This is a genomic window from Anoxybacillus thermarum (assembly GCF_000836725.1).
GTDB classification, from domain to species: domain Bacteria; phylum Bacillota; class Bacilli; order Bacillales; family Anoxybacillaceae; genus Anoxybacillus; species Anoxybacillus thermarum.
The window spans coordinates 1-793 of the sequence record NZ_JXTH01000137.1; the positions used below are offsets into that span (position 1 = coordinate 1).

Annotated in this window: 2 rRNA genes; both read left to right on the forward strand. The window is 52.8% G+C overall.

What is annotated here, in order from left to right:
* Positions 1-365: ribosomal RNA gene (locus LH47_RS14755) — 16S ribosomal RNA — on the forward strand; the annotation flags it as partial.
* Between the two features lie 273 nt (positions 366-638).
* A 23S ribosomal RNA gene (locus LH47_RS14760) occupies positions 639-793 on the forward strand; the annotation flags it as partial.

The following is a 793-nucleotide window of genomic DNA, read 5'->3' on the forward strand; positions in this document are numbered from 1 at the left end:
AGGTGGGGATGACGTCAAATCATCATGCCCCTTATGACCTGGGCTACACACGTGCTACAATGGGCGGTACAAAGGGTCGCGAACCCGCGAGGGGGAGCCAATCCCAAAAAGCCGCTCTCAGTTCGGATTGCAGGCTGCAACTCGCCTGCATGAAGCCGGAATCGCTAGTAATCGCGGATCAGCATGCCGCGGTGAATACGTTCCCGGGCCTTGTACACACCGCCCGTCACACCACGAGAGTTTGCAACACCCGAAGTCGGTGAGGTAACCCTTATGGGAGCCAGCCGCCGAAGGTGGGGCAAATGATTGGGGTGAAGTCGTAACAAGGTAGCCGTATCGGAAGGTGCGGCTGGATCACCTCCTTTCTAAGGAAGAAAAGCGCAGAACGGTCCTTGGCGTAGCCAAGGAAACATCCGACGGAAGCGCAAGCTTTTGACGAGACGTGCTTGCACGTCGACGGAGAAAGCGGACGCGGAGGAGGATGTTAGTTTGGGGCTAGACATCGTATAATAAAAAACGCTTTTTCGCTTCGTTTAGTTTTGAGGGAATATCCCTCAACTTACGCCTGCGTCTATTAAAAAGGAGACGAGGTTGAAATTGTTCTTTGAAAACTAGATAACAGGCTGAAAAGTGTGTTTAGTTAAGTTAGAAAGGGCGCACGGTGGATGCCTTGGCACTAGGAGCCGATGAAGGACGGGACAAACACCGATATGCTTCGGGGAGCTGTAAGTAAGCGTTGATCCGGAGATTTCCGAATGGGGGAACCCACTGTCCGTAATGGGGCAGTATCCAT